The 26176-nt window shown below is 70.3% G+C and carries 21 protein-coding genes and 1 other RNA gene; 8 read left to right on the forward strand and 14 right to left on the reverse strand.

The window, feature by feature from the left end:
* Positions 1-190: 190 nt before the first annotated feature.
* From ACZ4IF_RS05800 to ACZ4IF_RS05835, 8 genes are all read right to left on the reverse strand, one after another.
* A complete protein-coding gene (locus tag ACZ4IF_RS05800; protein ID WP_467559791.1) occupies positions 191-865 on the reverse strand; it encodes a hypothetical protein in 675 nt (224 codons plus the stop codon).
* 20 nt (positions 866-885) lie between these two features.
* The gene (locus ACZ4IF_RS05805; protein ID WP_467559793.1) at positions 886-1509 is read right to left on the reverse strand and encodes a hypothetical protein; all 624 of its coding nucleotides are present in this window, start codon (positions 1507-1509) and stop codon (positions 886-888) included.
* A gap of 89 nt (positions 1510-1598) precedes the next feature.
* Positions 1599-2942, reverse strand: coding sequence for a zinc ribbon domain-containing protein (locus ACZ4IF_RS05810; protein WP_467559795.1), 1344 nt, complete (start codon positions 2940-2942; stop codon positions 1599-1601).
* Positions 2939-3262 carry a hypothetical protein gene (locus tag ACZ4IF_RS05815; RefSeq protein WP_467559797.1) on the reverse strand — a complete coding sequence of 108 codons (324 nt, stop codon included), beginning with the start codon at positions 3260-3262 and terminating at the stop codon, positions 2939-2941. Before ACZ4IF_RS05815 ends, ACZ4IF_RS05810 begins: the two co-directional genes overlap by 4 nt.
* Positions 3263-3552: 290 nt before the next feature.
* Positions 3553-4851: an acyltransferase family protein gene (locus ACZ4IF_RS05820; protein ID WP_467559799.1), complete on the reverse strand. Its 1299-nt coding sequence runs from the start codon at positions 4849-4851 to the stop codon at positions 3553-3555.
* Complete coding sequence (locus ACZ4IF_RS05825; protein ID WP_467559801.1) at positions 4848-7058, reverse strand: glycosyltransferase; 2211 nt, start codon at positions 7056-7058, stop codon at positions 4848-4850. The genes ACZ4IF_RS05820 and ACZ4IF_RS05825 overlap by 4 nt, the downstream gene beginning before the upstream one ends.
* The gene (locus tag ACZ4IF_RS05830) at positions 7058-7927 is read right to left on the reverse strand and encodes a hypothetical protein (RefSeq protein ID WP_467559803.1); all 870 of its coding nucleotides are present in this window, start codon (positions 7925-7927) and stop codon (positions 7058-7060) included. The genes ACZ4IF_RS05825 and ACZ4IF_RS05830 overlap by 1 nt, the downstream gene beginning before the upstream one ends.
* A 379-nt stretch (positions 7928-8306) precedes the next feature.
* Positions 8307-9296 carry a LysR family transcriptional regulator gene (locus ACZ4IF_RS05835; protein ID WP_467559805.1) on the reverse strand — a complete coding sequence of 330 codons (990 nt, stop codon included), beginning with the start codon at positions 9294-9296 and terminating at the stop codon, positions 8307-8309.
* 83 nt (positions 9297-9379) lie between these two features.
* Here ACZ4IF_RS05835 and ACZ4IF_RS05840 point away from each other — a divergent pair, with 83 nt between their 5' ends.
* From ACZ4IF_RS05840 to ACZ4IF_RS05870, 7 genes are all read left to right on the forward strand, one after another.
* The gene (locus ACZ4IF_RS05840; protein ID WP_467559807.1) at positions 9380-10765 is read left to right on the forward strand and encodes an MFS transporter; all 1386 of its coding nucleotides are present in this window, start codon (positions 9380-9382) and stop codon (positions 10763-10765) included.
* Between the two features lie 456 nt (positions 10766-11221).
* The gene (locus ACZ4IF_RS05845) at positions 11222-12517 is read left to right on the forward strand and encodes an ABC transporter substrate-binding protein (protein ID WP_467559809.1); all 1296 of its coding nucleotides are present in this window, start codon (positions 11222-11224) and stop codon (positions 12515-12517) included.
* The gene (locus tag ACZ4IF_RS05850; protein WP_467559811.1) at positions 12514-13482 is read left to right on the forward strand and encodes a carbohydrate ABC transporter permease; all 969 of its coding nucleotides are present in this window, start codon (positions 12514-12516) and stop codon (positions 13480-13482) included. The genes ACZ4IF_RS05845 and ACZ4IF_RS05850 overlap by 4 nt, the downstream gene beginning before the upstream one ends.
* Positions 13479-14345: a carbohydrate ABC transporter permease gene (locus tag ACZ4IF_RS05855; protein WP_467559813.1), complete on the forward strand. Its 867-nt coding sequence runs from the start codon at positions 13479-13481 to the stop codon at positions 14343-14345. Before ACZ4IF_RS05850 ends, ACZ4IF_RS05855 begins: the two co-directional genes overlap by 4 nt.
* 11 nt (positions 14346-14356) lie before the next feature.
* On the forward strand, positions 14357-16612 hold the full coding sequence (yicI, locus tag ACZ4IF_RS05860) for an alpha-xylosidase (RefSeq protein WP_467559815.1): 2256 nt from the start codon (positions 14357-14359) through the stop codon (positions 16610-16612).
* Positions 16612-17622: a LacI family DNA-binding transcriptional regulator gene (locus tag ACZ4IF_RS05865; RefSeq protein ID WP_467559817.1), complete on the forward strand. Its 1011-nt coding sequence runs from the start codon at positions 16612-16614 to the stop codon at positions 17620-17622. Before yicI ends, ACZ4IF_RS05865 begins: the two co-directional genes overlap by 1 nt.
* A 46-nt stretch (positions 17623-17668) precedes the next feature.
* Entirely contained in the window at positions 17669-20569 is a 2901-nt protein-coding gene (locus ACZ4IF_RS05870; RefSeq protein ID WP_467559819.1) for a glycoside hydrolase family 3 C-terminal domain-containing protein, read from the forward strand.
* A gap of 112 nt (positions 20570-20681) precedes the next feature.
* Here ACZ4IF_RS05870 and ssrA read toward each other — a convergent pair.
* The 5 genes from ssrA to ftsE all read right to left on the reverse strand — a co-directional run bounded on the left by ssrA (position 20682) and on the right by ftsE (position 24677).
* Positions 20682-21051: a transfer-messenger RNA gene (gene ssrA / locus ACZ4IF_RS05875) on the reverse strand.
* A 127-nt stretch (positions 21052-21178) separates the two neighbouring features.
* The gene (smpB, locus tag ACZ4IF_RS05880) at positions 21179-21724 is read right to left on the reverse strand and encodes an SsrA-binding protein SmpB (RefSeq protein WP_359491537.1); all 546 of its coding nucleotides are present in this window, start codon (positions 21722-21724) and stop codon (positions 21179-21181) included.
* Positions 21725-21793: 69 nt separating this feature from the next.
* Entirely contained in the window at positions 21794-22969 is a 1176-nt protein-coding gene (locus ACZ4IF_RS05885) for a S41 family peptidase (RefSeq protein ID WP_467559821.1), read from the reverse strand.
* Between the two features lie 67 nt (positions 22970-23036).
* Positions 23037-23954, reverse strand: coding sequence for a permease-like cell division protein FtsX (gene ftsX / locus ACZ4IF_RS05890; protein WP_467559823.1), 918 nt, complete (start codon positions 23952-23954; stop codon positions 23037-23039).
* Between the two features lie 33 nt (positions 23955-23987).
* Positions 23988-24677 carry a cell division ATP-binding protein FtsE gene (gene ftsE, locus ACZ4IF_RS05895; protein ID WP_345640750.1) on the reverse strand — a complete coding sequence of 230 codons (690 nt, stop codon included), beginning with the start codon at positions 24675-24677 and terminating at the stop codon, positions 23988-23990.
* A 369-nt stretch (positions 24678-25046) separates the two neighbouring features.
* Here ftsE and ACZ4IF_RS05900 point away from each other — a divergent pair, with 369 nt between their 5' ends.
* On the forward strand, positions 25047-25238 hold the full coding sequence (locus tag ACZ4IF_RS05900) for a hypothetical protein (RefSeq protein ID WP_028805018.1): 192 nt from the start codon (positions 25047-25049) through the stop codon (positions 25236-25238).
* Between the two features lie 149 nt (positions 25239-25387).
* Here ACZ4IF_RS05900 and ACZ4IF_RS05905 read toward each other — a convergent pair whose 3' ends face one another.
* On the reverse strand, positions 25388-25993 hold the full coding sequence (locus ACZ4IF_RS05905; RefSeq protein ID WP_467559825.1) for a hypothetical protein: 606 nt from the start codon (positions 25991-25993) through the stop codon (positions 25388-25390).
* Between the last annotated feature and the right edge of the window lie 183 nt (positions 25994-26176).

The following is a 26176-nucleotide window of genomic DNA, read 5'->3' on the forward strand; positions in this document are numbered from 1 at the left end:
ATGGGGTCTGGAGAGCAGCGACACGCTATCGGTGACGCGTGAGGCGACACCAGAGCGAATTGCATACACGGAGGGAACAAGCCGCTCAAAGCCCCCCGCACTATGCCCAATGCATCCCCGAAACCAGCCCCTGAGTGACGTAAACGACCATGCTTCGACGGCGAGTTGGCCACCGCAAAGGGCTCCTTCGTCACTCCGCCGTGCCCGGCCCTCGATCCAGCGGATCGTCGAAACTGACCAGCTCCGCCATCTGCCGAAGGATCAAGCGGTACTGCTCCCGACGGGCGGTGGCCGTCGTGCTCAGCGTCAGGACGACCAGACGTCTGCAGTCCGGGTGCGGCACATAGGCGTGGATCTGGAGCAGCGGTACTCGGGGTAGGCCACTGCAAGCAGAAGGAGTGAGCGTGGTCTCGCTCAGCGCCGCCGGTCCACAGGGCAGTTCGACGTACTCGATGTGCGTGTGCCCCTCGGCGGTGGCCACGGCACGGGCCGCCGTGGCACCCCGCGACGCGACGGCCGTCTGCTTCCACGAGACCGTGAAGAGGGACAGCAACGGCGGGCCACCCCCTACGACATCGTCATGGTGCAGCCCGATCGCGCAGTGCACAGTGCCGACCTCGCACAGAGCGCCCAGCAGTTGTGCCCCCTGGGCCAAGTGGGCGAGGAATAGCTGGCGAGCCATCTCGTCGGGCGCCCCGTCGAGAAAGGGCGCGAGGGCCCGGCGTACGTCTCCGCCGCGGACATCGGGCGCGGCAAGCAGGGCGCCCATGGGAACGGCCACGAAACCCGCCGGCTCCGCGAACCAGACGTCGGCATCGGGGTCCCTGGCCGAATCGGCAACGGTGACGGGGGAAGCCGTGGTCATCAAGTCCTGTCCACCGCAGATTAGTTCGGACGCGGAAACGGCGGTACGGATTCGGGCACGTGCGCTCCGGCCCGGCGGGCGCGTTCCAGCGCGGCAGGGCAGGCGTTCCAGTGCATCGGATCTGCGCCCCGGCGACCCGTAGCCGCGCGCTGATACAGCAGGTGCAGCCTCTTGGGGCCCTTGCCGCCTCGGCCGGTGGCCGCGACGACCGCCACGAAACGAGGGTCTCCGGCGAACCAGAGCGGTTCGATCTGAGCTTTCAGCTCCGGCTTCGTACGGGCCGTTCCGAAGCGCCGCATCCACCAGAAGGTGCGCATCGTCGACAGGAACGGCAGCGGAATCCGCTCCTCGGGATCCTCCGGATTGGGCAGTTCGAACCACATCGCGTCGTCCTGGAGCCCGGGGTGCTTGTTCCGGCCACGGGGAACATCCGTGAGGAACTGCCACGGGTACTGCCAGAGGACCCGCTGGATCTGGATCGACGGGCCGAGGTGGGCGAGTTGAAGGACGGCGCGGAAGGCTGCGTAGCCAAACAGGGGGATGAAGAGGATGGTGAAACCTGGCGACAAAAGGGTCACCAGCACGCCCAGCGAAGCAACCCATACCGCGATCCAGCCCCCCAATCGCACAATGGTCGTGCTCACGTGCTGAACCCAGGCCCGTCTGGTCGGTGGGTGATCCCAGGCAGTGGCGTATTCAGTCGGATGCATTCGGATGCTTCTCCATTCGGGGCTCAGAACACATGCCGGGCAATGCTGACGATTCCACCGGCGTCGAGACCGAGACGCGCTCCGTCGACACTCGCCACGGAGCCGTCTTTGATTCCGTCATCGTCCGTATCCACTGCGGTCATGATCAGACCGAACCCAGACGTGGCCACACCGGCCGAGGCCGAGGTGACCTCGACCGCACTGACGATCTGCGCAGCCCGAGCGCCGCGCACCGTGACTCCGAGCAATGCATTGTTCAGAGTTGAGATCGACTTCGCCTGATCCAGGGTGCTGCTCCCCATGCGCCCCAGGCGCTGACCGAGCGGAAGGACTTCGCCGGCCTCGCCAGTGGCACGCATGGCAGCCTGCACCCCCTTCCCCGCGGCCGCGATGCCGGGCACCATCCCAAGCCCATCACCTGCCACCGTGACGAAGTTGCTCCAGAAGTCCGTATCGAATTCCCCCTTGCCGAAGCCGTCCCGCAAGGACGCCCACACCGTGGGGTCTTGGCTCAGCCGCAGGGTCAATGACGTCGCGCTCAGCGCCGAAGCCGCAATCAACAAAACCGCCGCAGCCGTCCCACCCGACACCACGAACAGGGCTGTCAGTCCGATCACGGCGCCCACGGTGCTGAGAATGTCCGGCAGGTTCTCCCCCACCCACTCCAGCGCCTGATCGAAGGCTCCCGGCTCGTGAGGGGCGAGTTTGTTCGTGGCGGCGCGGATCTTGGCGGCGTGGTGCTGGGCCTGGTGTTCGTGTTCGGCGGCGAGCTTCCGGGCGCGGGCGCGGATCTTTTCGAGTTCGGCCTCGGCGTGCTCGACGGCGGCGTTCGCCTTGGTGCGGGCCTTCTGGGCCTCGTCCTGCCGGGCACCCTTTCCCTGCAGGTCGGGGCTGGTGCCGGCCGTGGCGGCATGGCCCTTCGCCCGGTCCACGGCGGCCTGCGCCTCCCCGGCGTCCTCCTCCAGCCGTTTCGCCCGGCACTGGAAGTCGTCGAGTTCGCCCTCCCAGCGGTCGAGCTGCCGGGCCGCCTTGCGGATGGAGTGCGCGGCGTTCTTCAGGTTCAGCGGCAGCGGGCCCCCGTCGAGCTGCTCGCGGAAGGCGACGGCGGCGTCGCCCTGCCAGTAGCTGCCCTCCATGAGCCTGGTGACGAGTTCGTGTGTCTCTTCGAGCACCTTCGCGCAGCCGCCGAGCTTCTTGCGCAGGCCGCGTACGGTGCCGGTACTGCCCGGCACCGGGTTGAAGCCGAGGTGCGGATGCTCGGGGTGGGGGATGCGCGGGGCGGACTTGAGTCCCTGCGGCCGGCCCAGGTCGGCCCGGGAGCGCGGGTCGAGAGCCGCTCCCGATCCCCCGGCGGGCCGGTGCGTCATCGCCCGCCCCCGGCGCCGGTCACGCCGGTCCGGGATTTCCGCAGGGCCTCCTCCAGCGCCCTGTCCACCTCGCGGTAGCTGTCCTTGCTCTTGCCGATGATCTCGGCGAGGTCCTCGGTCTGTTCGCCGATCCGGTCGGCGCCGTACTTCCAGTCGTCCTGGAAGTCCTCGCAGGCGGAGTCGAGGTCGTCGGTGCCCAGGCCCGTGACCGTGGCGTCCTCCAGGGCTCTGCGCAGCCCCTTGAGCGAGTCGCCCGACTTCCTGAGCATCTTCATGAAGTGCGCCAGCTCGTCGCCGTCGACAGCCAACCGCTCCGCCACGCTTGCTTCCTCTCTGCGGGAAGGGTCCGCTTTCGGGACACGCGGAACGACACCAGAGCAGGTCACGTCGGCGCGAACGACAAGTCGGGCAATTCCGCGCAGAGCGCGAGTAATAGCAGGTGGGAAACCTTCGATCGGGTGACACGAAGCGAGGGGCGGGACATGTCGTCCCGCCCCTCGGCATCCGGTCATCTCAGCCCCGGGCCACCTCGACCCGGGCCGCCTCGACCCGGGCCGCCTCGACCGAGCCCCAGGTCACCTCGGTCCCTGGCCGCACCGCCGGGTCCGTCCTAGCCCCGGTGCGAGGCCGCGCGGCCGGCCCGGCCCCGGGAGCGGCCCTTCTTCACCCCGTTCGGCCACAGCCGAGGACTCCGCTTCGCCGCGATGTCCTCGATCCAGCCGAAGGCTAGGATCGTCAGACCGATCAGCGGCCAGACGAGGACGAACATCCACAGCATGTACGTCGAGTCGAGGGCCGCCGTGGCGCGCTCGCTCTCCATGAAGGGGAGGTTGTACACCTGGTCGATGATCGGGACCGTGGCCATGATCAGCATGTTGTGCCACAGGTAGATCGTGACGGCCCGGTTGTTGGACAGGGTGACGAGCTTGTCCCACTTGGCCAGGCGGCCGGGGAGTTCCTGCCAGGACGGCGAGTACTGGAGCAGGATGACGACGAAGCCGAACGACCACGTGGCCTGGGCCAGCGGAATGTCGTTCAGGTCCCAGCCGTCCGGGCCGAGGTGGCCCGAGGCCCACCACAGGCCGAACGCCATGACGAGGGCCGAGCAGGACACGGCGACGTAACGGGGCACCCGTTGCAGGATGCCCTCGTGGTGGGCGAAGCCGAGGACCCAGCAGCCGCCGTACACGGCGAAGTCCGTGATCGCGTTGCCCGTCTCGCCGGGGATCGTCACGATGCCGGTGCCGACGACGGCGGTGAGCGCGAGCGGGAAGAACAGCGTCGCCCACGGCACCCGGCGGAACGCCCACAGGAGCAGCGGCGACGCCACCACGAACCACAGGTACGCCCGCAGGTACCAGAGCGGACCGACCGCCTGGACCGCCCACGTGTCCTCCAGGAGGCCCGCCTTGTCCCCGATGTGCCAGGGGAACGGCGGCGCGCCGAACGGGAAGACGTAGTTGATCATCTCGACCAGGCCCCAGGTGCCGCCGTGGTCGGGGTCCTTGGTCACGCTCCAGCCGCCGGCGAACATCAGGACGAGCGCCACCGCGCTGAACGCCCACAGGGGCGGCAGCAGTCGGCGGACACGGCCGCGGATCACGCTGAACGCCGGGCGGTTCAGCGAACGCGCCATCAGGGAGCCGGCCAGCGCGAACATCACGCCCATGGAGGGGAACAGGACCGTGAGCCACGCCCAGCCGAAGAGGTGGTACACGACCACGCGGACCAGGGCGATGGAGCGCAGCAGGTCCAGGTAGCGGTCGCGGCCCGGGCGGCGCGGCGCGGACGGCTCCGGCTGCGCCGGGGGTCCGGCCTGCCGGTGCGAGGGCTGGTGCGGGATGGAGACCCGCGGCGCGCCGAGCGGCGGCGTCGGGGTGGCTCCCGTCGTGTACTCGTGCGTCGTCATCCCACCGGCCTCCGATCGTCACCGCTGTGTGCCGCCCGCTGCCGCGGGATCGCCCCGGGCGCCTCCACCACTCCGGTGCGCCGCAGCTTCTGCCAGCGCAGACGGCCTCCGGTGAGGGCGGTGATCCAGGACTGGAGCAGCACCACGTACATCAACTGCCGGTAGAGGATCTGCTGGAGCGGGAGGGAGATCAGGTGTGTCATGCGTTCTCTGTCCAGCCGGAAGGCGTACGCGGCGCAGGCCGCCTGGACGGCGAGGACGCCCAGCCAGGCGACGATCGTCTTCTGGGTCGGGCCGAAGACCACGCCGTAGAGGAGGAACACGTCGATCAGGGGGGCGAGCAGCGGGGCCAGCACCATGAAGAGCGAGACGAGCGGCAGGCCGACCCGGCCGAAGCGGCCCGACGGACCGCGTTCGATCAGGGCCTTGCGGTGCTTCCAGATCGCCTGCATGGTGCCGTACGACCAGCGGTAGCGCTGGGACCACAGCTGCTGGACGGACTCGGGCGCCTCCGTCCAGGCGCGCGCCTTCTCCGCGTACACCACGCGCCACCCGTCGCGGTGCATCGCCATGGTGATGTCGGTGTCCTCGGCGAGCGTGTCGTCGCTCATCCCGCCGACCCGTTCCAGGGCGGAGCGGCGGAAGGCTCCGACCGCGCCCGGGATCGTGGGCATGCAGCGCAGGATGTCGTACATGCGGCGGTCGAGGTTGAAGCCCATCACGTACTCGATGTGCTGCCACGCGCCGATCAGCGAGTCGCGGTTGCCGACCTTCGCGTTGCCGGCGACCGCGCCGACCTGGGGGTCGGCGAAGGGCTGGACGAGCTCACGGACGGTGGCCGGTTCGAAGACGGTGTCACCGTCCATCATCACGATGATGTCGTACCGGGCGTTCGCGAGGCCCCTGTTGAGGGCGGCGGGCTTGCCCGCGTTGAGCTGGCGCACGACGCGTACGTTCGGCAGGCGCAGGTTCTCGACGATCCGCGCCGTTCCGTCACTCGAACCGTCGTCGATGACGATGACCTCGATGGGGTGCTCGCTCGCCATCAGTGAGTGCACGGTGTTCTCGATGCACTTGGCCTCGTTGTACGCCGGGACCAGGACCGAGACCGGTTCGGTGATCGGCATCGGACCCCAGCGGAAGGTGCGCCGCCGCACCCGGCGCGCGTGCGCGGCGGACAGCAGGAGCATCAGGCCGAAGCGGGTGAAGACGAGGACACCGGTGATCGCGATGCCGACGACGAGGGCGTCGGTGATCCCGTCGGAGGCGCCGACCAGGAAGATCCACGCCTTGCCCTTCCACAGGTCGAGGCCGGTGACCGGGGTGTGCGCGCTGGGCGCGTTGAGCGCCTCGGTGAGGTTCTTGAACTCGTAGCCCTGCTTCTGGAGCTGGGGCAGGAAACGGTCGAGCGCCTGCACGGTCTGGTGGCGGTCGCCGCCCGAGTCGTGCATCAGGACGATCGCGCCCTTGCCGCCCTTGGGGGTGGCCCGGCGGATGATCTCGTCGACGCCCGGCTTCTGCCAGTCCTCACTGTCGGTGTTGTTGACGACGGTGATGTAGCCGCGCGTGCCGATGTACTGCGTCACCGGCCAGGACTTGTCGTCCATGGCGTCGGCGAAGGAGGAGTACGGCGGGCGGAAGAGGGAGGTGCGGATGCCCGCCGCGCCCTCCAGCGCCAGCTGGTTCTGGGACAGCTCCCAGTCGATGCGCTTCTTGGACTGGTACGAGAGATCGGGGTGGTTGAAGGTGTGCAGGCCGACCTCGTGGCCCTCCTCCACCATGCGGTGCACGAGTTCCGGGTAGCGCGAGGCCATCGTGCCGGTGACGAAGAAGACGGCGTGCGCGTGGTGCGCCTTGAGGACGTCCAGGACCTTGGGGGTCCACTCGGGGTCGGGGCCGTCGTCGAAGGTGAGGACGAGCCGGTGGTCCGGCACGCTCATGCTGGTCTCGCGGCCGCTGCGGGTGTCGATGACCGGGCCGCCCTCGAGGATCTTCTCCGGCACCTTGTCGGTGGCGGCCTCGGGCCGGACGCGGTGGTCGGCGAGGATCTCGCTGTGGACGTAGCCGCGCAGCATCAGCATCGCCATCAGGGCGACGAGGAGGAGCAGCGGCAGCAGCAGGCGCAGGGGAATGCGGCGACGCCGGGCTTGGGGGGCTGCGCGACGCGGGCTGCGTGCGGGGCCGTGACGGCTGGTGCGGGATGCCATCAGAGGACGTTCTCCGGGGACGAAAAGGCGTACGAGGAGCTGCCGGCAGCCTGCTGCCCGAGCTCCGGGGAGGTCTGTTCGAGGGACGCGGGAGCGCCGTGGGCGACGGCGTCGCTGCCGGCACCGGCGCCGCCGGCGGTCTCGGTCGGATCGGCCGTGGGGCCGCCGGTGTCCGTCGGGCCGGCGGTCGTGGGTTCGACCACCGGGTCGGTCGGATCGGGGTCCGGGTCCGGCTTCTTGGTGGTGCTGCTGCCGGAGCCCGGCTTCTTGGTCGTGGACGTCGTGGGGTCCGGGTCGGCGGACGTGCCGGGGGCGGCCGCGCTGCCCGAGGCGCCCGGCGTCGGGCTCACGCCCGCGGACGGCGTGGTGCCGTCGCTCGCCGTGGCGCTCGCGCCGGGCGAGGCACCGCCCGCTCCGGACGGGTCCACCGAGCCGGTGGGCAGCGGCGAGCTGTCGACCTGGCCGGCCGGCGGGTCGTCCTGCTGGCCCGGCACGGGGAGCCAGGGCGCGTCGGAGCTGCCCGACAGGAGCGTGGCGACGATGACGACGGCGTAGACCGCGCAGGCGAGGCCCACGAGGATGCCGAGGCGGCGGAAGCGGCGGCTGCGGCGGCCCGACTCGTCGACGAAGACGGGACCGTCCGAGCCGTCCTGGGCGCCGGGAGCGGCCTTGGCCTGCTTGACGAGCCACTCCTCCAACTGCCGTCCGGCGCCGTCGAGCTGGACGGTGACCTCGTGCGGGTCGTGAGTGTGGCCGGGGTCGTCGGGGTGTTCCCAGGACGTCCGGCCGTCGGTCCGGGCCGCGAGCGGGCGGTCCGGTCCGCCGGGGGCGGCGGAGGAGAGCAGCCGGGTCTCCGGCTCGTCGTTCATGGAGTGCGCGGCGGACGGGAACGGGCCGATACCGCGGGTCGCGGGCCAGGACGAGGTGGCGCCGGTCGCCTCCGGCCAGGACGCCGTTCGGCCGGCCGCGTCGGGCCAGACGACGGCGTCGTCGGCTGCTGCCCCGGGTGACGGATCGGCTCCGTGCCCCTCGCCCTGACCGACATCACGCCGACCCGGTTGGTCATCTTTCCGCCAGTTTTCCACGCGCACGCACATCCCCCCACGGGACAGTTCTCGGGTGCGCAACGACTCCGGGCACTCCACGTTCGCCGTCGGACCGGGCCCCCACCCAGCCCGAGCGCCCCCCTTATCACACTGTGCCCGGAGGAAGAATGTAGCGCACGTGGCGGAGACGTGCGCTTGCAGCTCATGTATGGCTCATCATGATGAGTGCATCCGTGGCCGGAATCCACCCATTCTCGGGGCGAAGCAGCCACCCTTCCTCGGCCGCGAGTTCGACGGCGGCTCGTCGAAGCGCGTCAATCCCGGGATGCACCAGCCCCTTCCGCCACACCAGCGACACGGGTGACAGAGGAACGGGGTCGACCAGAGGCCTCAGCACCGTTTCAGGCATGGCCGGAAACTCCACGACGGCGAGGACGGGGTTCCGGTTCTTGGCCATGATCCGCCGGAACTCCTCGGCTCCCACGGCCATCGGAGCGGGGGGCGCGAGCGCGATCCCACGTCCCTCGAACAGGTGATGGGCCAGGTCGGTCCATTCCAGCGTCCGGGGATTGCCCGCGCCCGCGTACACGGTCTCGCCCGCGAGCGCGGCCAGCGGGACCGCCTCCAGCGCCGCCAGCGGGTGGTCCTCGGGCAGCAGGACGGCCATCGGCTCGTACCGTACGGGCTGCTGTTCCAGACGGGCCCGCACCGCGGGGTCGAGCCCGGCGAACCGGCCGAACGACGCGTCCAGCCGGCCGGTGAGCAGATCCTGCGCCGCGCCCGTGAGGCCGCTCTCGAAGCGGGCCATCAGCTCGCTTTCGGGCGCGAGTTCACGGGCCCGGTCGAGGACGCGGCCCGCGGCGAGTCCCGGGGTGTTGACGTCGACGAGCAGCGGACGCTGCTCCTGTCCGCGCGCGAACGCGGACAGCAGGGCCTCGTGCGCGGCGAGCACCCGCCGCGCGTACGGCAGCAGGCGCTCCCCGTCCGCGGTCAGCGTCACCTGCCGCGTGGTCCGCGAGAACAGCTGCGCGCCGAGTTCCCGCTCCAGCCGCCGTACGTCCCGGCTCAGTGCCTGTTGTGCCACGTACAGCCGGGCGGCGGCGCGAGTGAAGTGCAGTTCCTCGGCGACGGCGAGGAAGGCGTGCAGCAGGCGCGGGTCGAGGTGACCGCCGGCGGGTGACTGGACAGACATCACGCGAACCTACAACCCAGATGCGTCAATCACCACGGACAAGGTGTTGGACCTCGTGATCCGCTCCGGGCGACGGTTGATCCATGCCGCACCAGCCCGCCCCCGGCCCGACTCCCGCCCCGTCCTCCCCCGCTCTCGCCCCGACGCCCGCGCCGTCGTCGCCCGCTCTCGACCCCGTGCCCGCGCCGCCTTCGCCGGCCGCCGAGCACGCGCCGAGCCGGTCCGCCCGGGCGCGGACGCCCCGGGGCCGCACCCCGTACCACCGTCTCTTCGCCGTCCCGGGCGCCCGTGCCTTCACCGTCGGGAACCTGATGGCCCGGCTGCCCATGGGGATGTTCAGCGTGAGCGCGGTCATCATGATCGCGGGCTCGCGCGGCTCGTACGCGCTGGCCGGCGCGGTGACGGCGACCGGGCTGGCGGCGACCGCGGTGGTCGCCCCCTGGACCGCGCGCCTCGTCGACCGGCACGGGCAGGCCCGGGTGGCCGTGCCCGCCACCCTGTTCGCCCTGCTCGGCGGCATGGCCCTGGTGCTGTGCGTGCGCTGCGGCACGCCCGACTGGACCCTCTTCGCCGCGTACGCCGCCACGGCCACGACCCCCAACACGGGCGGCATGTCCCGGGCCCGCTGGGCACATCTCCTCAAGGGCGACCCTGCCGCGCTGCACACCGCGAACTCCTTCGAACAGGCCGCGGACGAGCTGTGCTTCATGCTGGGGCCGGTGCTCGCGGCGTTCCTGTGCGGGACGTTCTTCCCGGAGGCGGGCACGCTGGCCGCCGGCGTCCTGCTGATCACGGGCGTGCTGGTCTTCGCGGCGCAGCGCGCCACGGAGCCGCCGCCCCAGCGGCGCACGAAGGCCCCGTCCCCGGTGCTGTCGCCCGGCATGCCCCCGCTGCTGCTGTGCTTCCTGGCCACCGGTGCGGTCTTCGGTTCGATGGAGGTGGTCACGATCGCGTTCGCGGACGCCCAGGGGCACAAGTCGGCGGCGGGCGCGGTCCTCGCGCTCCAGGCGGCGGGGTCGTGCGTGGCGGGTCTGCTGTTCGGCACGGTGCGGCCGGCCGGCCCCGCCGAGCGGCTCTTCCCGCGCTGCGTCGCCGCGATGGCGGCCCTGCTGACGTTGCCCCTGCTCGCGGCCTCGTCGACCGGATCGCTGCCGGTCCTCGCGGGCGCGCTGCTCGTCGCGGGGATGGCCACCGCGCCGACCATGGTCACCGGCATGACCCTGGTCCAGGCCCGCACGCCCGAGGGCCGGCTGAACGAGGGTATGACCCTCGCGGTGACGGGTCTGCTGGGCGGGATCGCCGGGGGTTCGGCGGCGGGCGGGTGGGTGGTGGAGCGTGTGTCGGCGACCGCGGGCTACGGGGTTCCGCTCGCCGCGGCGACGACGGCGCTCCTGATCGCGGCGGCCGGTGCCGTCCTGCACACGCGTCGCGCCGCGCACCGGCGGGCCGGTGCGGCCCACCACGCGTAGGCCGGCGGCCCGCCGCGTGCGGGGCGAGGCGCCGCCAGCACCCGGCCTCTCACGGAAGGGCCGAAGAGGGGGCCCATGCCACCGCAACCCCCTCCGGCCCGCACCCGGCCTCCCACGGAAGGGGCCGTGCCGGTGCATCACATGCCCGTTGCGGACGGCAACACGAACCCACCGCACCGACACACCGGACCACACGACGGCTGCAACGGGCGGATCACCGGCACGGACCCGACCCGCCCACCGGACGGCCCCGATCGAGCGCCATGCCGTCCGCGAGCGAGCGCCGTGCCGTCCGGCCCGTCGAACCCGCGCCCCAATTCCGGCGCACCCCATTGACGCGCCCACGGCCCCCACATACCTTCCCCCGTCGAAGCGCTTCGACGTCACGCATCGAAACGATTCGACGATTGCTGCGTGACGCTTCCGTGACCCATCCAACTCCCCCGGAGGCAATGGATGTCGACGAAACGAAGGCGCACGGCGGCGACGGTGGCGGCGGCCCTGGCGGGCTCCCTGCTGCTGGCCTCCTGCGGCGGCTCGGACAGCGGGGCCGAGGACGGCAAGACGCTGCGGCTGTGGCACTACGAGGCGCCGAACAGCGCGATGGGAGTGGCCTGGAACGAGGCCATCAAGGAGTTCGAGGCGAAACACCCGGGCGTGAAGGTGAAGTTCGAGGAGAAGGGCTTCGAACAGATCCAGAAGACGGCCCCGATGGTCCTCAACTCCGGCGACGCGCCGGACCTCATGGAGTACAACAAGGGCAACGCGACGGCGGGCAAGCTCTCCCAGCAGGGACTGCTGACCGACCTGACCGCGGAGGTCACCCGGCACGGCTGGGACAAGAAGATCAGCGGCGGGGTGCGGACCATCAGCCAGTACGACACGGACGGAGTCATGGGCTCCGGGAAGTGGTACGGCGTCCCCAACTACGCCGAGTACACGATGGTCTATTACAACAAGGACCTCTTCGAGAAGTACGGCGTCGCCGAACCCACCACACTCGGCGAACTCACTTCCGCCATGGACACCTTCGTCGCCAAGGGCGTCACCCCGCTCGCGAACGGCGGCGTCGAGTACATCGCCCAGCAGTACCTCTACCAGCTGGCGCTCTCCAAGGCGGACCGCTCCTGGGTCGACGCGTACGAGCTCTACAAGGGAAAGACCGACTTCCACGACGCCGCCTGGACGTATGCCGCCGAGACCTTCGCCGACTGGGTGAAGAAGGGCTACATCAGCAAGAAGTCGACGGGTGTGAAGGCGGAGGACGCGGGCGTCTCCTTCATCCAGGGCAAGAGCCCCATCCTGTTCAGCGGCAGCTGGTGGTACGGCCGCTTCAAGGAGGAGAACAAGTTCGCCTGGGGCACCTTCCTGTGGCCCGGCAGCAACCTCACACTCGGCTCCGGCGGCAACCTCTGGGTCGTCCCCAAGGGCGCGAAGAACAAGGAACTCGCCTACGACTTCATCGACATCACCATGTCGAAGAAGATCCAGAACCTGCTCGGCAACAAGGGCGGCATCCCCGTGGCCGCCGACCCCGCCGCCATCACCGACCCACAGGCCAAAACGCTGATCGCCGACTTCAACACCCTCTCCGGCAAGGACGGGCTGGCCTTCTACCCGGACTGGCCCGTCGCCGGCTTCTACGACGTGCTCGTCTCGGAGACCCAGAAGCTGATCACCGGGAGCGAGAAGCCGGACGCCTATCTGAGCGCGTTGCAGAAGGCGTACGACAAGGGCGTACCGAAGACATGACGGTCACCGTCGAGCGGGGCGGCCGGGTCGTCCGCAAGCAGCACGGCAGCTCACCGCGCCCGCGCCGCCCCCGCGACTCCTACCTGCCCTTCCTGCTGCCCGGCGTCCTCGCCTTCCTCGCGGTGGTCGTCGTCCCGTTCCTGATGAACACCGGTGTCAGCTTCACCGACTGGCAGGGCGTCGGCAGTCCCAGGTGGTCCGGGCTCGCCAACTACCGTGAGCTGATGGACGACGCGGAGTTCTGGGCGTCGTTCCGGCACAGCCTGTTCATGGTCGTCGCCATGGCCGCCGTACCCACCGTGCTCGGACTCGTCCTCGCCGCCGCCCTGTTCGACTTCGTCGGCCGGCACTTCGGCGGCAGGGTCGCCTCCGTACTGCGGGCCTGCTTCTATCTGCCGCAGGTGCTGCCCATCGCGGTCGCCGGCATCGTCTGGAGCTGGATCCTCGCTCCGGACAACGGCTCGCTCAACGAACTGCTGAAGGCCGTCGGTCTCGGCTCCTGGCAGCAGGACTGGCTCGGCGACCCCGACCTCGCCCTGTACAGCGTCATGGGCGTGATGGTGTGGGTGCAGCTCGGCTTCCCGCTCGTCGTCTTCATGGCGGGCCTGCAGCGCGTCGACCCGCAGCTCCACGAGGCCGCCGAACTGGACGGCGCGGGCTGGTGGCGGCGCTTCTGGCACGTCACCCTGCCGCAGATCAGACCCGAGATCTACGTGGTGCTGCTGTGGTGCACGATCGCCGCGCTGAAGGTGTTCGGGGCGGTGTACGTCCTGACCAAGGGCGGACCGGGCGGCGCCACCGACGTCCCCTCGTACTTCTCCTTCACGACCTTCTTCGAGAAGACCCAGGTCGGCTACGGCGCCGCGATCTCCACCGTGCTCACCGTGATCATCCTCGTCCTGGCCCTGGCCGGGCTGAAGTTCCAGACCCGCGCGGAGGACGCGGAGGAAGGGGTCCGCACATGACAGCCGTCCGCACCGGCGCGGTCAGGACGCGCGGGCCCGCCCGCGGTGTCCTCGCCCGCTACCCGGTCCTCGTCGCCCTGGTGATCGCGGCCCTGTTCATGGTGCTGCCGTTCCTCGTCGTGGCGGTCAACGCCGTCAAGTCGCCCGCCGAGTACGCGGAGAACGGTCCGCTCAGCCTGCCCCGTGGGCTGTACCTCGACGGCATCGAGGACTTCTGGGACCGTGTCGACTTCGGCCGCAAGCTCGTCAACTCCGTCCTGATCTCCGGGTCGGTGGCGGTCGGCGCCGCCGTCCTGTCCGTGCTCAACGCCTACGCGATCGGCATCGGCCGGATCAGGGGCCGCACCTGGGTGCTCGCCTTCTTCGTGCTGGCGAACATGCTGCCGCAGGAGGCGCTGGTCTACCCGGTCTACTACCTGAGCAAGCAGGCCGGCCTGTACGACACGAGGCTCAGCGTGATCATCGTCTTCACGGTGATCCAGGCGGCCTTCGGCACCTATCTGCTCGCCTCCGTCCTCGGCCGTTTCCCACGCGAGATCATCGAGGCCACCCGGATCGACGGGGCGAACAAGTGGCAGGTGCTGTGGCGGATCGTCGTCCCGGTCAGCCGCCCCACCATCGGCGTGCTCCTCGTCTTCTTCTTCATCTGGACGTGGAACGAGTTCCTGCTGCCGCTGGTCATGCTGATCTCCAACGACAACCAGACGGTGTCGGTGGCCCTCGGCGTCCTCCAGGGCCAGCGCCTGATGGACGCCACCATGACGAACGCGGCCGCCCTCCTGGGCGTCCTGCCCGCCATCGTCTTCTTCCTCGTCTTCCAGCGGACCCTCACCCGCGGCATCGCCGTCGGCGCAGTGAAGTAAGGGGTACGACAGTGAAGTTCACGGACGGCTACTGGCTGCTGCGCGAGGGCGTCACCGCGGCCCATCCGGTCGAGGTCCTCGACGTGACCTCCGGACCCGGCAGCCTGGAGATCCACGCGCCGACCCAGCCCATCCGCCACCGCGGCGACCTGCTGAAGGGACCGGTCGTGACGATCACCGCCCATGCGCCGATGCCCGACGTCATCGGTGTCACGCTGACGCACTTCGAGGGCGAGCAGCCGCGCGGCCCCGAGTTCGAGGTGCGGGCCGGGGAGGGCGCCGCCCAGGTGTCGTACGACGAGGAGTACGCGACGCTGACGTCCGGCGCGCTGTCCGTCCGGGTCGCCCGCGGCGGACCCTGGCACGTCGACTTCCTCGCCCACGGCCGCACGCTCACCAGCAGCGGCCCCAAGGGCATGGGCATCATGAGGGACGCCGACGGCTCCCACTACCTGCGCGAGCAGCTCGGCCTGCGGGTGGGCACCAGCGTCTACGGCCTCGGCGAGCGCTTCGGCCCGCTGGTCAAGAACGGCCAGGTCGTCGACATGTGGAACGCCGACGGCGGCACCGCGACCGAACAGGCCTACAAGAACGTGCCGTTCTACCTGACCGACGCGGGCTACGGAGTCTTCGTCGACCACCCGGGCCGGGTCTCCTTCGAGGTCGGCTCGGAGGCGGTGTCCCGGGTGCAGTTCAGCGTGGAGAGCCAGCAGCTGACGTACTACGTCATCCACGGCCCGACCCCGAAGGACATCCTGCGCAAGTACACGGCCCTCACCGGGCGTCCCGCGCTGCCGCCCGCCTGGTCCTTCGGACTCTGGCTGTCCACGTCGTTCACCACCTCCTACGACGAGGAGACCGTCACCTCCTTCATCGACGGCATGCGGGAGCGCGAACTGCCTCTCTCCGTCTTCCACTTCGACTGCTTCTGGATGCGCGAGTTCAACTGGTGCGACTTCCGGTGGGACCCCCGGGTCTTCCCCGACCCGGAGGGCATGCTGGCCCGGCTGAAGGAGAAGGGCCTGCGCATCTGCGTGTGGATCAACCCGTACATCGCGCAGCGCTCACCCCTGTTCGCGGAGGGCAAGGCGCTCGGGCACCTGCTCCGCAAGCCCGACGGCAGTGTGTGGCAGTGGGACCTGTGGCAGCCCGGCATGGCGCTGGTCGACTTCACCAGCCCGGACGCCCGGGACTGGTACGCGGCCAAGCTGGAGGCGCTGCTCGCGCAGGGCGTCGACTGCTTCAAGACCGACTTCGGCGAGCGGGTGCCCGTCGACGTGGCGTACGCGGACGGCTCGGACCCCGAGCGGATGCACAACTACTACACGTACCTCTACAACCGGACCGTCTTCGAGGTGCTGCGCAAGCACCGGGGCGAGGCGGAGGCGGTCGTCTTCGCGCGCTCGGCGACGGCCGGCAGCCAGCAGTTCCCGGTGCACTGGGGCGGCGACTGCGAGGCGACCTACGAGTCGATGGCCGAGTCGCTGCGCGGCGGGCTGAGCCTCGGCATGTCGGGGTTCGGGTTCTGGAGCCATGACATCGGCGGGTTCGAGGGGACGCCGTCGCCGGCGCTGTTCAAACGGTGGATCGCCTTCGGTCTGCTGTCGTCGCACAGCCGGCTGCACGGATCGTCGTCGTACCGCGTGCCGTGGCTGTTCGACGAGGAGGCCGTCGACGTCCTGAGGCTGTTCACGCGGCTGAAGCTCAGCCTCATGCCCTACGTGTACGAAGCCGCGCGCGCCGCCCACGCGGAGGGCGTGCCGGTGATGCGGGCGATGGTCCTGGAGTTCCCCGACGATCCGGGGTGCGCTCACCTGGAACGGCAGTACATGCTCGGCCCCGATCTGCTGGTCGCGCCGGTCTTCAGCGACGACGGCGACGTGTCGTACTACGTGCCGGAGGGCACCTGGACGCACTTCCTGAGCGGGCGGACGGTGACCGGGCCGCGCTGGGTGCGCGAGCGGCACGGGTTCCTGAGCGTGCCGCTCCTGGTGCGGCCCGGGGCGGTGATCCCGGTGGGCGCCGTGGACGACCGGCCCGAGTACGACCACGCCGACGACGTCACGCTGCGCGCGTACGGCCTGGGCCGGGGCGCCCAGGTCACGGTGACGGTCGGCGGCGTCACCTTCACTGTCGTACGGGAGGGGAACACGCTGCGTGCCTCGTCGAGCGATCCGGCGGCGCCGTGGGGGCTCGCGGCGCAGGGGCGCGAGGTGCGGGCGCGGGCCGGCACCGGGTTCCTGTCGCTGGAGCTGGAGTCCGACTGATGGTCAAGATCACCGATGTGGCGCGGCACGCCGGGGTGTCACCGAGCACCGTCTCCTACGCCCTCAGCGGCAAGCGCCCGATCTCCGAGGAGACCCGGCAGCGCATCGAGGCCAGCATCCGCGAGCTGGGCTACCGGCCGCACGCGGGCGCGCGGGCGCTGGCCAGCAGCCGCTCGAACGTGCTGGCTCTGGTGGTGCCGCTGCGGACGGGCATCCATGTGCCGGTCGTGATGCAGTTCGCGGTGTCCGTGGTGACGGCGGCCCGCCGGCACGACCACGACGTCCTGCTGCTCACCCAGGAGGAGGGCGAGGAGGGGCTGCGGCGGGTCGCCGACACCGCGCTGGTGGACGCGCTGATCGTGATGGACGTCCAGTTGCACGACGCCCGGCTGCCGCTGCTGCGCGCGCTCGACCGGCCCTCCGTGCTCATCGGCTTCCCCGCCGCCGCGAACGGGCTCACCTGCATCGACCTGGACTTCAAGGCGGCGGGCGAGCTGTGCGTGGAGCGGCTGGCGGGGCTCGGGCACCGGGTCGTGGCGCTGGTCGGCTCGCCGCCCGAGGTGTACGTGCGGGGGACGGCGTTCGCCCAGCGGGTGGTGGAGGGGTTCACGGCCGCCGCCCACCGCAACGGTCTGTCGTCGTCCGTCCATCCCTGCGAGGCCTCGCCGGCCGCCGCGCGCCGGATCGCCGAGCAGCTGCTGCGCGAGCACCCGGCACTGACGGGCGTCGTCGTCCACAACGAGCCGGTCCTGGAACCGCTGATCGACGCGTTCGAGCAGCTCGGGCTGCGGGTTCCCGGCGACCTCTCCGTCACCGCCATCTGCCCGGACGAGGTCGCCGAGGGCCTGCGGGTGCCCGTCACCTCCATCGCCCTGCCGTCCGCCGAGGTCGGCGCGCGGGCCGTGGAGCTGCTGATGCGGAAGCTGGACGGCGCCGACGCACCCGGGGCGACGCTGCTGGCGCCCCGGCTGACGGAGCGCGCGAGCACCGCACCGCGCAACGCCCCCTGAACGTCCCGAACGCCCCGTGCAAGGCCCTATTCGAAGGAGCCGTGACATGAAAGGCACGAGAAGAAGACCCGGCGCCGCCCTCGTCGTGGCGCTGGCCCTGCTCGCGGTCCCCGGCGTCTGCCTCCCCGCCCACGCCGAAGCCGCTCCCGCGTTCCGCGACCCGGACCTCCCGGTGGCCGCACGCGTCGACGACCTCCTCGCCCGGCTCACCCTCGACGAGAAGGTCTCGCTGCTGCACCAGTACGAGCCGGCGATCCCCCGCCTCGGCATCGAGGCGTTCCGCACCGGCACCGAGGCCCTGCACGGAGTCGCCTGGCTGGGGAAGGCGACGGTGTTCCCGCAGGCGGTCGGGCTCGCGTCGACCTGGGACCCGGCCCTGATCGAACGGGTCGGCTCCGCGGTCGGCGACGAGGCGCGCGGCTTCCAGCAGGAGCGGCCCGACGGCTGGGGCCTGAACCTGTGGGCACCGGTGGTGAACCTGCTGCGCGACCCGCGCTGGGGACGCAACGAGGAGGGCTACTCCGAGGACCCGTACCTGACGGGGTCGATCTCGACCGCGTACGGCGACGGTCTCACCGGCGGCGACCCCGACCACCTCAAGACGGCACCCACCCTCAAGCACTACCTCGCCAACAACAACGAGGCCCACCGCACGACCACCTCCTCCGACCTGCGCCCGCGGGTGCTGCACGAGTACGACGAGGCGGCCTTCCGGCCGGCGATCGCGGCGAACGCGGCGACGGGGGTGATGTCCTCCTACAACCTGGTCAACGGCCGACCCGACACGGTCAATCCCGACCTGGACGACGTCGTGCGCGGCTGGACGGACAAGGATCTCCTCAACGTCACCGACGCCTTCGCCCCCGGCAATCTGCTCCCCGGCAACCAGGACTACTACCCCACGCTCGCCGAGGGCGACGCCGCCGCGCTGAAGGCGGGCATCGACAGCTTCACCGACAACAGCGCCGACCCCGGTCCGACCACGACGGCCGTCACGTCCGCCTTGGAGCAGGGCCTGTTGAAGGAGTCGGACGTGGACACGGCGGTGTCCCACATCCTCGCCGTCCGTGTCCGGCTCGGCGAGTTCGATCCGGGCGGCGGCCGGTACGGCTCGATCGACAGCTCCGTGATCGACAGCCCGGCCCACCGGAAGCTGGCCCGCGAGGCGGCGACGAAGGCCGCCGTCCTGCTGAAGAACGACAAGGCGCTGCCGCTGAAGGCGTCGGCCAGGAACGTCGCCGTCGTCGGCCCGCTCGCCGACACCCTCTACACCGACTGGTACTCGGGGACGCTGCCGTACGCGGTCACCCCGAAGGACGGCATCGCGGCGAAGCTCGGCACCCCGGTGGCGAGCAGTGAGGGCGCGGACCGCATCACCCTCAGGAACACGGCGACCGGCCGGTACGTCACCGCGGGGGCGACGGCCGACGGGGCGGCCCTGAAGGAGAGCACCGAGAACGGCACCGCGTCCCGGTTCGACGTCTTCGACTGGGGATCCGGCATCGTCACGCTGCGCTCCGCCGCCAACGGCAAGTACGTCGGCTACAACTGGTCCGGCTTCGTCAACGACCAGGTCCAGCCCAACGGCTGGTACGTGCAGCAGCAGTTCGTGCTGGAACGGCAGGACGACGGCAGCAGCCTCCTGCGGTACGCGGGGTACGAGACCGCCGAGTCCTGGTGGTCGAACCCCGTCTACCTCGGTCCGACCGACGACGGCACCCTCGGCCTGGTTCCCAAGGAACGGGCCGCCCACTACGACAAGGACGTCGTGCGCAGCGGCGTCGACGAGGCGGTGGCCGCGGTGAAGGGCCGGGACGCCGCGGTGGTCGTGGTCGGCTCGATGCCGTCGATCAACGGCCGCGAGGACCACGACCGCACCGACATGGGTCTGGCACCCGCGCAGGAAGCCCTGGTCGAGGCGGTGCGCGCGGCCAACCCGAAGACCGTCGTGGTCGTCGAGAACAGCTACCCGACCACGCTCGGCGCCCTCCAGAAGAAGGTCCCGGCCGTGCTGTGGACCACGCACGCGGGCCAGGAGACCGGCAACGCGCTCGCCGACCTGTTGTACGGGGACGCGAACCCGGCGGGCCGCCTCACCCAGACCTGGTACGCCTCCGAGTCGGACCTCCCGTCGATCCTGGACTACGACATCATCAAGTCCGACCGCACGTACCAGTACTTCAAGGGTCGGCCGCTCTACCCGTTCGGCCACGGCCTCTCCTACACGTCCTTCCGCTACGGCGGGCTGAAGCGTGTCGACGGCGGTTACGAGGTCGCCGTCACGAACACCGGTTCCCGGGCGGGCGACGAGGTCGTGCAGCTGTACACGCACCAGCGGACCTCGCGCGACAAGCAGCCGCTGAAGCAGCTGAAGGCATACGCGCGGGTGTCGCTGAAGCAGGGCGAGACGAAGACGGTGCGGCTGGGGCTGCGCACCGAGGACCTCGCCCACTGGGACGTCACGCGCTCCCGCCCGGTGGTGGAGAGCGGCACGTACGACGTACTGGTCGGGGCGTCCTCGTCCGACATCCGCGCCCGCGCCTCGCTCGCGGTGCTGGGCGAGACGATCCCGCCGCGGGACCTGACGAGGGCGACGCGGGCCGAGAACTTCGACGACTACGCCGGGGTGCGGCTGGTCGACGAGTCCAAGGTGCGCGGTACGGCGGTGGGCGCCACCGGCGACGGTGCCTGGCTGAAGTTCGCGGACGCCCGGCTCGGACGGGGCACCGGACGGTTCACCGCCCGGGTGGCCGGGACGGCGGGCACGGTCGAGGTGCGACTCGGCTCGCCGACGGGCACCCTGCTCGGCACCGCGCACACGGACGGCACGGCGTCCCCGTACTCCTACGAGACGGTCTCCGCCACCGTGGCCGCCGCCGCGGGACGCAAGGACGTCTACCTCGTGCTGAGCGGCGGTCTGCGCCTGTCGTCGTTCACGCTGCGGTGAGCCGGCCCGCCGAGGTGGTCCGCTGAGGCCCGAGGGCGCCGCCCGGGCCACCGAAAGGAAAGGCCCCGCTGCCGTGGCAGCGGGGCCTTTCCTCTGTATCCAAACATGGGATGAGTGGAGATGGCGGGAATCGAACCCGCGTCCAACGGTGCAAAATCAGGGCTTCTCCGTGTGCAGTTCGCTGTGATTTTCTCAGCCCCGGCGATCACGCGAACAAGTCGCCGACGGGCTCAGTCGCTGTTTGATTTCCTTCTGCACCCCGCGACCGGGTTCAGAAGTTTAGTTCCCTAGCTGATGCCAGGATCCGGGTCGGGAACAGCCCCGGGCTGACACTTCGCAAGTCGCTACTTAGGCAGCGAGGGCGAAGGAATCGCGCTTGGTGTTGGCGATTATTTTTTGCGACATATGGTTTACGAGATCATTGCCGCTTCCTCGACACGCTTCCCCTGCTTCAACAGCCGCTGTCGAAACCGATCATCCCCATGTTGTTTTTTCAAACCGGGACCTTGCGGCCCCTGGACCTTTCGGTCCGCGCACCCTCTGTGAGGTACGTTGCCATCGTACGTGACCAACGCACGACGATGCCAGCCTATTCCTGCGGGCGGCGGCCTAGACGCCCCGCTGCTTCCGCTTGGCCGCCGCGATCGCGCGGTCCGACTCCCGCCGGTCCTGCTTCTCACGCAGTGTCTGCCGCTTGTCGTACTCCTTCTTGCCGCGGGCGAGGGCGATCTCCGCCTTGGCACGGCCGTCCTTGAAGTACAGGGCGAGGGGCACGATCGTGTGACCCGTCTCCTGCGACTTGGACTCCAGCTTGTCGATCTCCTCGCGGTGCAGCAGCAGCTTGCGCTTGCGCCGCACGGTGTGGTTGGTCCAGGTGCCCTGGCTGTACTCGGGGATGTGGGCGTTGTGCAGCCACGCCTCGTTCCCGTCGATCTGGACGAAGCCGTCGGTCAGCGAGGCACGTCCCTGGCGCAGCGACTTCACCTCGGTGCCGGTCAGCACGAGCCCGGCCTCGTAGGTGTCGATGATCGCGTAGTCGTGGCGCGCCTTCTTGTTCTGCGCGACGATCTTGCGCTTGCCGTCCTTGGCCTTGGCGGAGCCGCCCCCGCCCTGCTTCGGCTGGGACTCCTTCGGTACGTACATTCCCTTGCTCATAGTGCTGGCCATTTTCGCACCACACAGGGGTGTGGGGGAAAGTCGATTACGCGGACCGCGAGCAGCAGCTCAGCGGGCGTCCCCGAGACCGCTCAGCACGGTCTCGGCCCGCTCCAGCGACTTCTTGTCCGCCTCCAGGTCGGGGGTGATGCCCCGGCCGTCGACACCACGCCCGGACGGGGTGCGGTAGTGCCCGACGGTCAGCTCGGCGACGGAGCCGTCGGGCAGCCGGCTCGGCATCTGGACCGAGCCCTTGCCGAAGGTCCTGGAGCCGACGACGACCGCGCGACCGCGGTCCTGGAGGGCTCCGGTGAGCAGCTCGGCCGCGCTCATCGTGCCGCCGTCGACGAGCGCGACCAGGGGTCTGGCGGTGTCGCCGCCGGACTCGGCGTGCAGGGCGCGCTGGCGTCCGTCCACGTCGTACGTGGCGACGAGGCCGCCGTCGAGGAAGGCGGAGGCGGCGGTGACGGCCTCGGAGACCAGGCCTCCGGAGTTGCCGCGCAGGTCGAGGACCATGCCGGCCTCGCCCGGTGCCTGGGTGACGGCTGTCCGTACCCGGTCGCCGACGCCCTTGGTGAAGGCGGCGACCTTGATCACGACGACGCCGCCCGGGAGCCGGTGCACGGTCACGGGATCCGTGGAGAGCGTGGCCCGGCGCAGGGTCTCGGTCCACTCGCGGGTGCCGCGTTCCAGGCCGAGGGAGACCTCCGTGCCGGCCGCCGCGTCGTCCGCGTCGCCCCGCAGTAAGGAGACGACCTCGGTGACGGGCAGGCCGTCGACCTTCTCGCCGTCCACGCTGCGCAGGCGGTCGCCCTCGCGGATGCCGGCGCCCGCCGCGGGCGAGCCGGTCCGGACGCGCGTCACCTCGATGCGTCCGTCGCGCTCGCGCCGGGCCGACAGCCCGACGCCGGTGTACTGGCCGTCGAGCGCCTCCTCGAACTCCTCGTACTCGCCCTGCGAGTAGACCGCGCCCCAGCGGTCCCCGCTGCGGCTGACGGCGCGCTCGGCGGCCTCCATGGGGGACTTGCCGTCGGCCATGGCCTCGGCGGCGGCCGCGGTGACGTCCTCGTGGTGGGCGGCCGGCGTGGAACGGGCCTCGGGGGAGCCGGGAGTGCGCGGTCCGCGGTCGGCGTCGGAGAAGGATCCGGTCGCCGCTCCGGCGACGAGGACGCTCGCGAACACCAATGTCAGGGCCGCCCCGCGGCGGATGCGGCGGGGCTCACAGAACAGGTCACGGCCTGACATGCCGGTGAGTCTAGGACAAGGCGAAGGGCCGCACCGCCGGTTGACGGTACGGCCCTCTTGGCATGTGTCACACCTTCAGGTACTTGCGCAACGCGAAGAACGCGGCCAGCGCGGGCATCAGCAGACTTGTCGCGAGGATGAGCGGCAGCTTGGTCAACACGGCGTCCCAGCCGATGAAGTTGATCAAGTTCAGCTTCTCGGACAGGGCCAGACCGTGGTCGATGATGAAGTACCGGGCGATCAGCAGGAATCCGCAGGCGACACCACCGCCGATGAGCCCGGCGACCGCGGCCTCCATGATGAACGGCGCCTGGATGTAGAACCCGGACGCGCCGACCAGGCGCATGATCCCGGTCTCCCGCCGACGGCTGAACGCCGAGACACGCACCGTGTTGACGATCAGCATCAGCGCGACGACGAGCATCATCGCCATCACCGCGCGTGCGGCCCAGTTCATGCCGTTGAGCAGCCCGAAGAGGTTGTCGAGGATGCCCTTCTGGTCCTGCACGGACTGCACGCCGTCCCGCCCGTTGAAGGCGGTCGCGATGACCCGGTACTTCTCCGGGTCCTTCAGCTTGATCCGGTACGACTCCTGCATCTGGTCCGGCGTCAGGGAGCTGGCCAGCGGGGAGTCGCCGAACTGCTCCTTGTAGTGCTTGTACGCCTGGTCCGAGGACTCGTACGAGACCTTCTCGACGACCGTCATCTTGTCCAGGTCGGCGAGGATCTGCTTCTTCTGGTCGGCGGTCACGGCGCCCTTGGCGCACTTGGGGTCGGACTCGGCGTCGCTCTTGTTGCAGAGGAAGATCGAGACGTTGACCTTGTCGTACCAGTAGCCCTTCATCGTGTTCACCTGGTCGCTCATCAGGAGCGAACCGCCGAACAGGGCGAGGGACAGGGCGACCGAGACGACGACCGCGAAGGTCATCGTCAGATTGCGGCGGAGACCGACACCGATCTCCGACAGAACGAACTGGGCGCGCATGGCGTCTTCTTCAGACCTTTCCGTGGACGATGATCAGTGCTGGTAGCCGTAGACGCCGCGTGCCTGGTCGCGGACGAGACGGCCCTTCTCCAGCTCGATGACGCGCTTGCGCATCTGGTCCACGATGTTCTGGTCGTGGGTCGCCATCACCACGGTCGTGCCCGTGCGGTTGATGCGGTCGAGCAGCTTCATGATGCCGACGGAGGTCTGCGGGTCGAGATTTCCGGTCGGCTCGTCGGCGATGAGCAGCTTCGGCCGGTTGACGAACGCGCGCGCGATGGCCACGCGCTGCTGCTCACCACCGGACAGCTCGCCGGGCATCCGGTCCTCCTTGCCGCCCAGGCCGACGAGGTCGAGCACCTGGGGGACGGACTTGCGGATCTCGCCGCGCGACTTGCCGATGACCTCCTGCGCGAAGGCCACGTTCTCGGCGACGGTCTTGTTCGGCAGGAGCCGGAAGTCCTGGAACACGGTCCCCAGCTGGCGGCGCATGTGCGGCACCTTCCAGTTGGAGATGCGCGCGAGGTCCTTGCCCAGGACGTGCACCTGACCGTGGCTGCACCGCTCCTCGCGGAGGATCAGCCGCAGGAAGGTGGACTTTCCGGAGCCGGAGGACCCCACGAGGAACACGAACTCACCACGCTCGACCTCCAGGGAGACATCCCTGAGAGCGGGGCGGGTCTGCTTGGGGTAGACCTTGGAGACATTGTCGAATCGGATCACGGATGCACCACGGGTCGCCGGGGGTAGGTGTGCGTGACCATACGCGAACCGGGTGTGCGTCCGCAGTCGGCGTACGGGGTTTGCGCGAGGCTCGCACGTTTTGTCGGGGATCTGAAGGGGCGGGGGCCGCCCGATTCACGAGGGACCGGCGTCCCCGGCCCGTGACGCGGGCCGGGGACGCCGGTCCCGGGGAACGCGGGCGTCCGGATGTCGCCGTTCCCGGGGCTGGGGCCCGCCGGCGCGGGGCAGGATAAGGCGAGCCGCGCCGAAATCCGCGGAACCTGGCACAGTGGAGGGGGAACGGTTGCGTACCCCGCAGCGTTATGTACAGCGTTGTGTACGCGGAGATGGCGCAAGGAGGGCGAGCGCATGACGTACGACCGATTGGTGTGCGCGAACTGCGCGGCTCCCGTCAGCGAGGGCCGCTGCCCGGTCTGCCGCGCGAACCGTGAGCGGCTCCAGCAGGAGAGCCCCTTCGCGGGCCTGAACCCGATGGCGCTGATCGCGCTGCTCGCCGTGCTGATCGCGGCCCTGGCCCTGGTGGCCCACCAGACGGTGTGAGACCGCCGGGATCCCGGGCGGAGTCGGCCGTACCGCATGCTTGGTCCCCGCCGCCCGCACGCGGGCGTGAGCAAGACCACATGTGACCGAGAACACGAGAAGGCCCGGAGCGAGCCGCTCCGGGCCTTCTGTCATGCGTGGTGCGCCCGTCAGGCGGCGGCACCGCCGCGGCCGCCCATGACGCGCGGCATCATCCGGAAGCCGATGCCGCCGGCGATCATCGTCGCGGCGCCGATCAGCAGGAACGTGGTCTGACCGGCACCGGTCTCGGCGAGCTCGCCGTCCTTCTTGCCCTGGGCCGAGGTGTCCGAGCCCGTGTCGGTGAGGGCCGAGGAGCCCTCCTCCTGGGCGGAGGAGCCACCGTCGGGGTCGGCGTTGTTGCCGCCGCTGCCGGAGCCGCTGGTGCTGCCGTCGGTGGGCTCGGTGGTGGAGGTGGGCTCCTCCGTGGGCTGGGTCGGCTCCTCGGTGGGCTCGGTCGGCTCCTCCGTCGGCTCCGTGGGCTCCTCGGTGGGCTCGGTGGGCTCCTCCGTGGGCTGGGTCGGCTCCTCGGTGGGCTCCGTCGGCTCACCGGTGGGCTCGGTCGGAATGCCCGTCTCGGTCGGGGTCGGGGTCGGGTCCTCGTCGCCGACGTTGACACCGATGCCGACGTTCAGGTCGAGCGCCGAGGCCGCACCCGCGGCCGTCAGCGAAGCGCCCGCGGCAATCACCGCACCGGCGGCTATCCGCGCCACGCGGATCCGCGTCTTCTTGGTCATCTGCCTGCTACCCCCAGTAGCTGATCGTCAATGGAGCAGCGTCCAGGGCCACGGCGTCACAGGCGACTTGGGCTCAAGCCCCCCGGTGCACATGCGCCCCAGTGATACGCATGCCACGCGTAACCCTTCCCAGTTTTCAAAGCATCGTCAAGGTCGTTGCGTACGCGATGTCCGTATCAACAT

Source organism: Streptomyces sp. NPDC025784, assembly GCF_055558435.1.

Excerpts from the sequence above, each read along its gene's own strand:
- ACZ4IF_RS05800 (WP_467559791.1), bottom strand. The coding sequence starts at position 865 with ATGACCACGGCTTCCCCCGTCACCGTTGCCGATTCGGCCAGGGACCCC.
- ACZ4IF_RS05810 (WP_467559795.1), bottom strand. The coding sequence starts at position 2,942 with ATGACGCACCGGCCCGCCGGGGGATCGGGAGCGGCTCTCGACCCGCGC.
- ACZ4IF_RS05820 (WP_467559799.1), bottom strand. The coding sequence starts at position 4,851 with ATGACGACGCACGAGTACACGACGGGAGCCACCCCGACGCCGCCGCTC.
- ACZ4IF_RS05825 (WP_467559801.1), bottom strand. The coding sequence starts at position 7,058 with ATGGCATCCCGCACCAGCCGTCACGGCCCCGCACGCAGCCCGCGTCGC.
- ACZ4IF_RS05830 (WP_467559803.1), bottom strand. The coding sequence starts at position 7,927 with ATGAACGACGAGCCGGAGACCCGGCTGCTCTCCTCCGCCGCCCCCGGC.
- ACZ4IF_RS05835 (WP_467559805.1), bottom strand. The coding sequence starts at position 9,296 with ATGTCTGTCCAGTCACCCGCCGGCGGTCACCTCGACCCGCGCCTGCTG.
- ACZ4IF_RS05840 (WP_467559807.1), top strand. The coding sequence starts at position 9,380 with ATGCCGCACCAGCCCGCCCCCGGCCCGACTCCCGCCCCGTCCTCCCCC.
- ACZ4IF_RS05845 (WP_467559809.1), top strand. The coding sequence starts at position 11,222 with ATGTCGACGAAACGAAGGCGCACGGCGGCGACGGTGGCGGCGGCCCTG.
- ACZ4IF_RS05850 (WP_467559811.1), top strand. The coding sequence starts at position 12,514 with ATGACGGTCACCGTCGAGCGGGGCGGCCGGGTCGTCCGCAAGCAGCAC.
- ACZ4IF_RS05855 (WP_467559813.1), top strand. The coding sequence starts at position 13,479 with ATGACAGCCGTCCGCACCGGCGCGGTCAGGACGCGCGGGCCCGCCCGC.
- ACZ4IF_RS05865 (WP_467559817.1), top strand. The coding sequence starts at position 16,612 with ATGGTCAAGATCACCGATGTGGCGCGGCACGCCGGGGTGTCACCGAGC.
- ACZ4IF_RS05870 (WP_467559819.1), top strand. The coding sequence starts at position 17,669 with ATGAAAGGCACGAGAAGAAGACCCGGCGCCGCCCTCGTCGTGGCGCTG.
- smpB (WP_359491537.1), bottom strand. The coding sequence starts at position 21,724 with ATGAGCAAGGGAATGTACGTACCGAAGGAGTCCCAGCCGAAGCAGGGC.
- ACZ4IF_RS05885 (WP_467559821.1), bottom strand. The coding sequence starts at position 22,969 with ATGTCAGGCCGTGACCTGTTCTGTGAGCCCCGCCGCATCCGCCGCGGG.
- ftsX (WP_467559823.1), bottom strand. The coding sequence starts at position 23,954 with ATGCGCGCCCAGTTCGTTCTGTCGGAGATCGGTGTCGGTCTCCGCCGC.
- ACZ4IF_RS05900 (WP_028805018.1), top strand. The coding sequence starts at position 25,047 with ATGACGTACGACCGATTGGTGTGCGCGAACTGCGCGGCTCCCGTCAGC.
- ACZ4IF_RS05905 (WP_467559825.1), bottom strand. The coding sequence starts at position 25,993 with ATGACCAAGAAGACGCGGATCCGCGTGGCGCGGATAGCCGCCGGTGCG.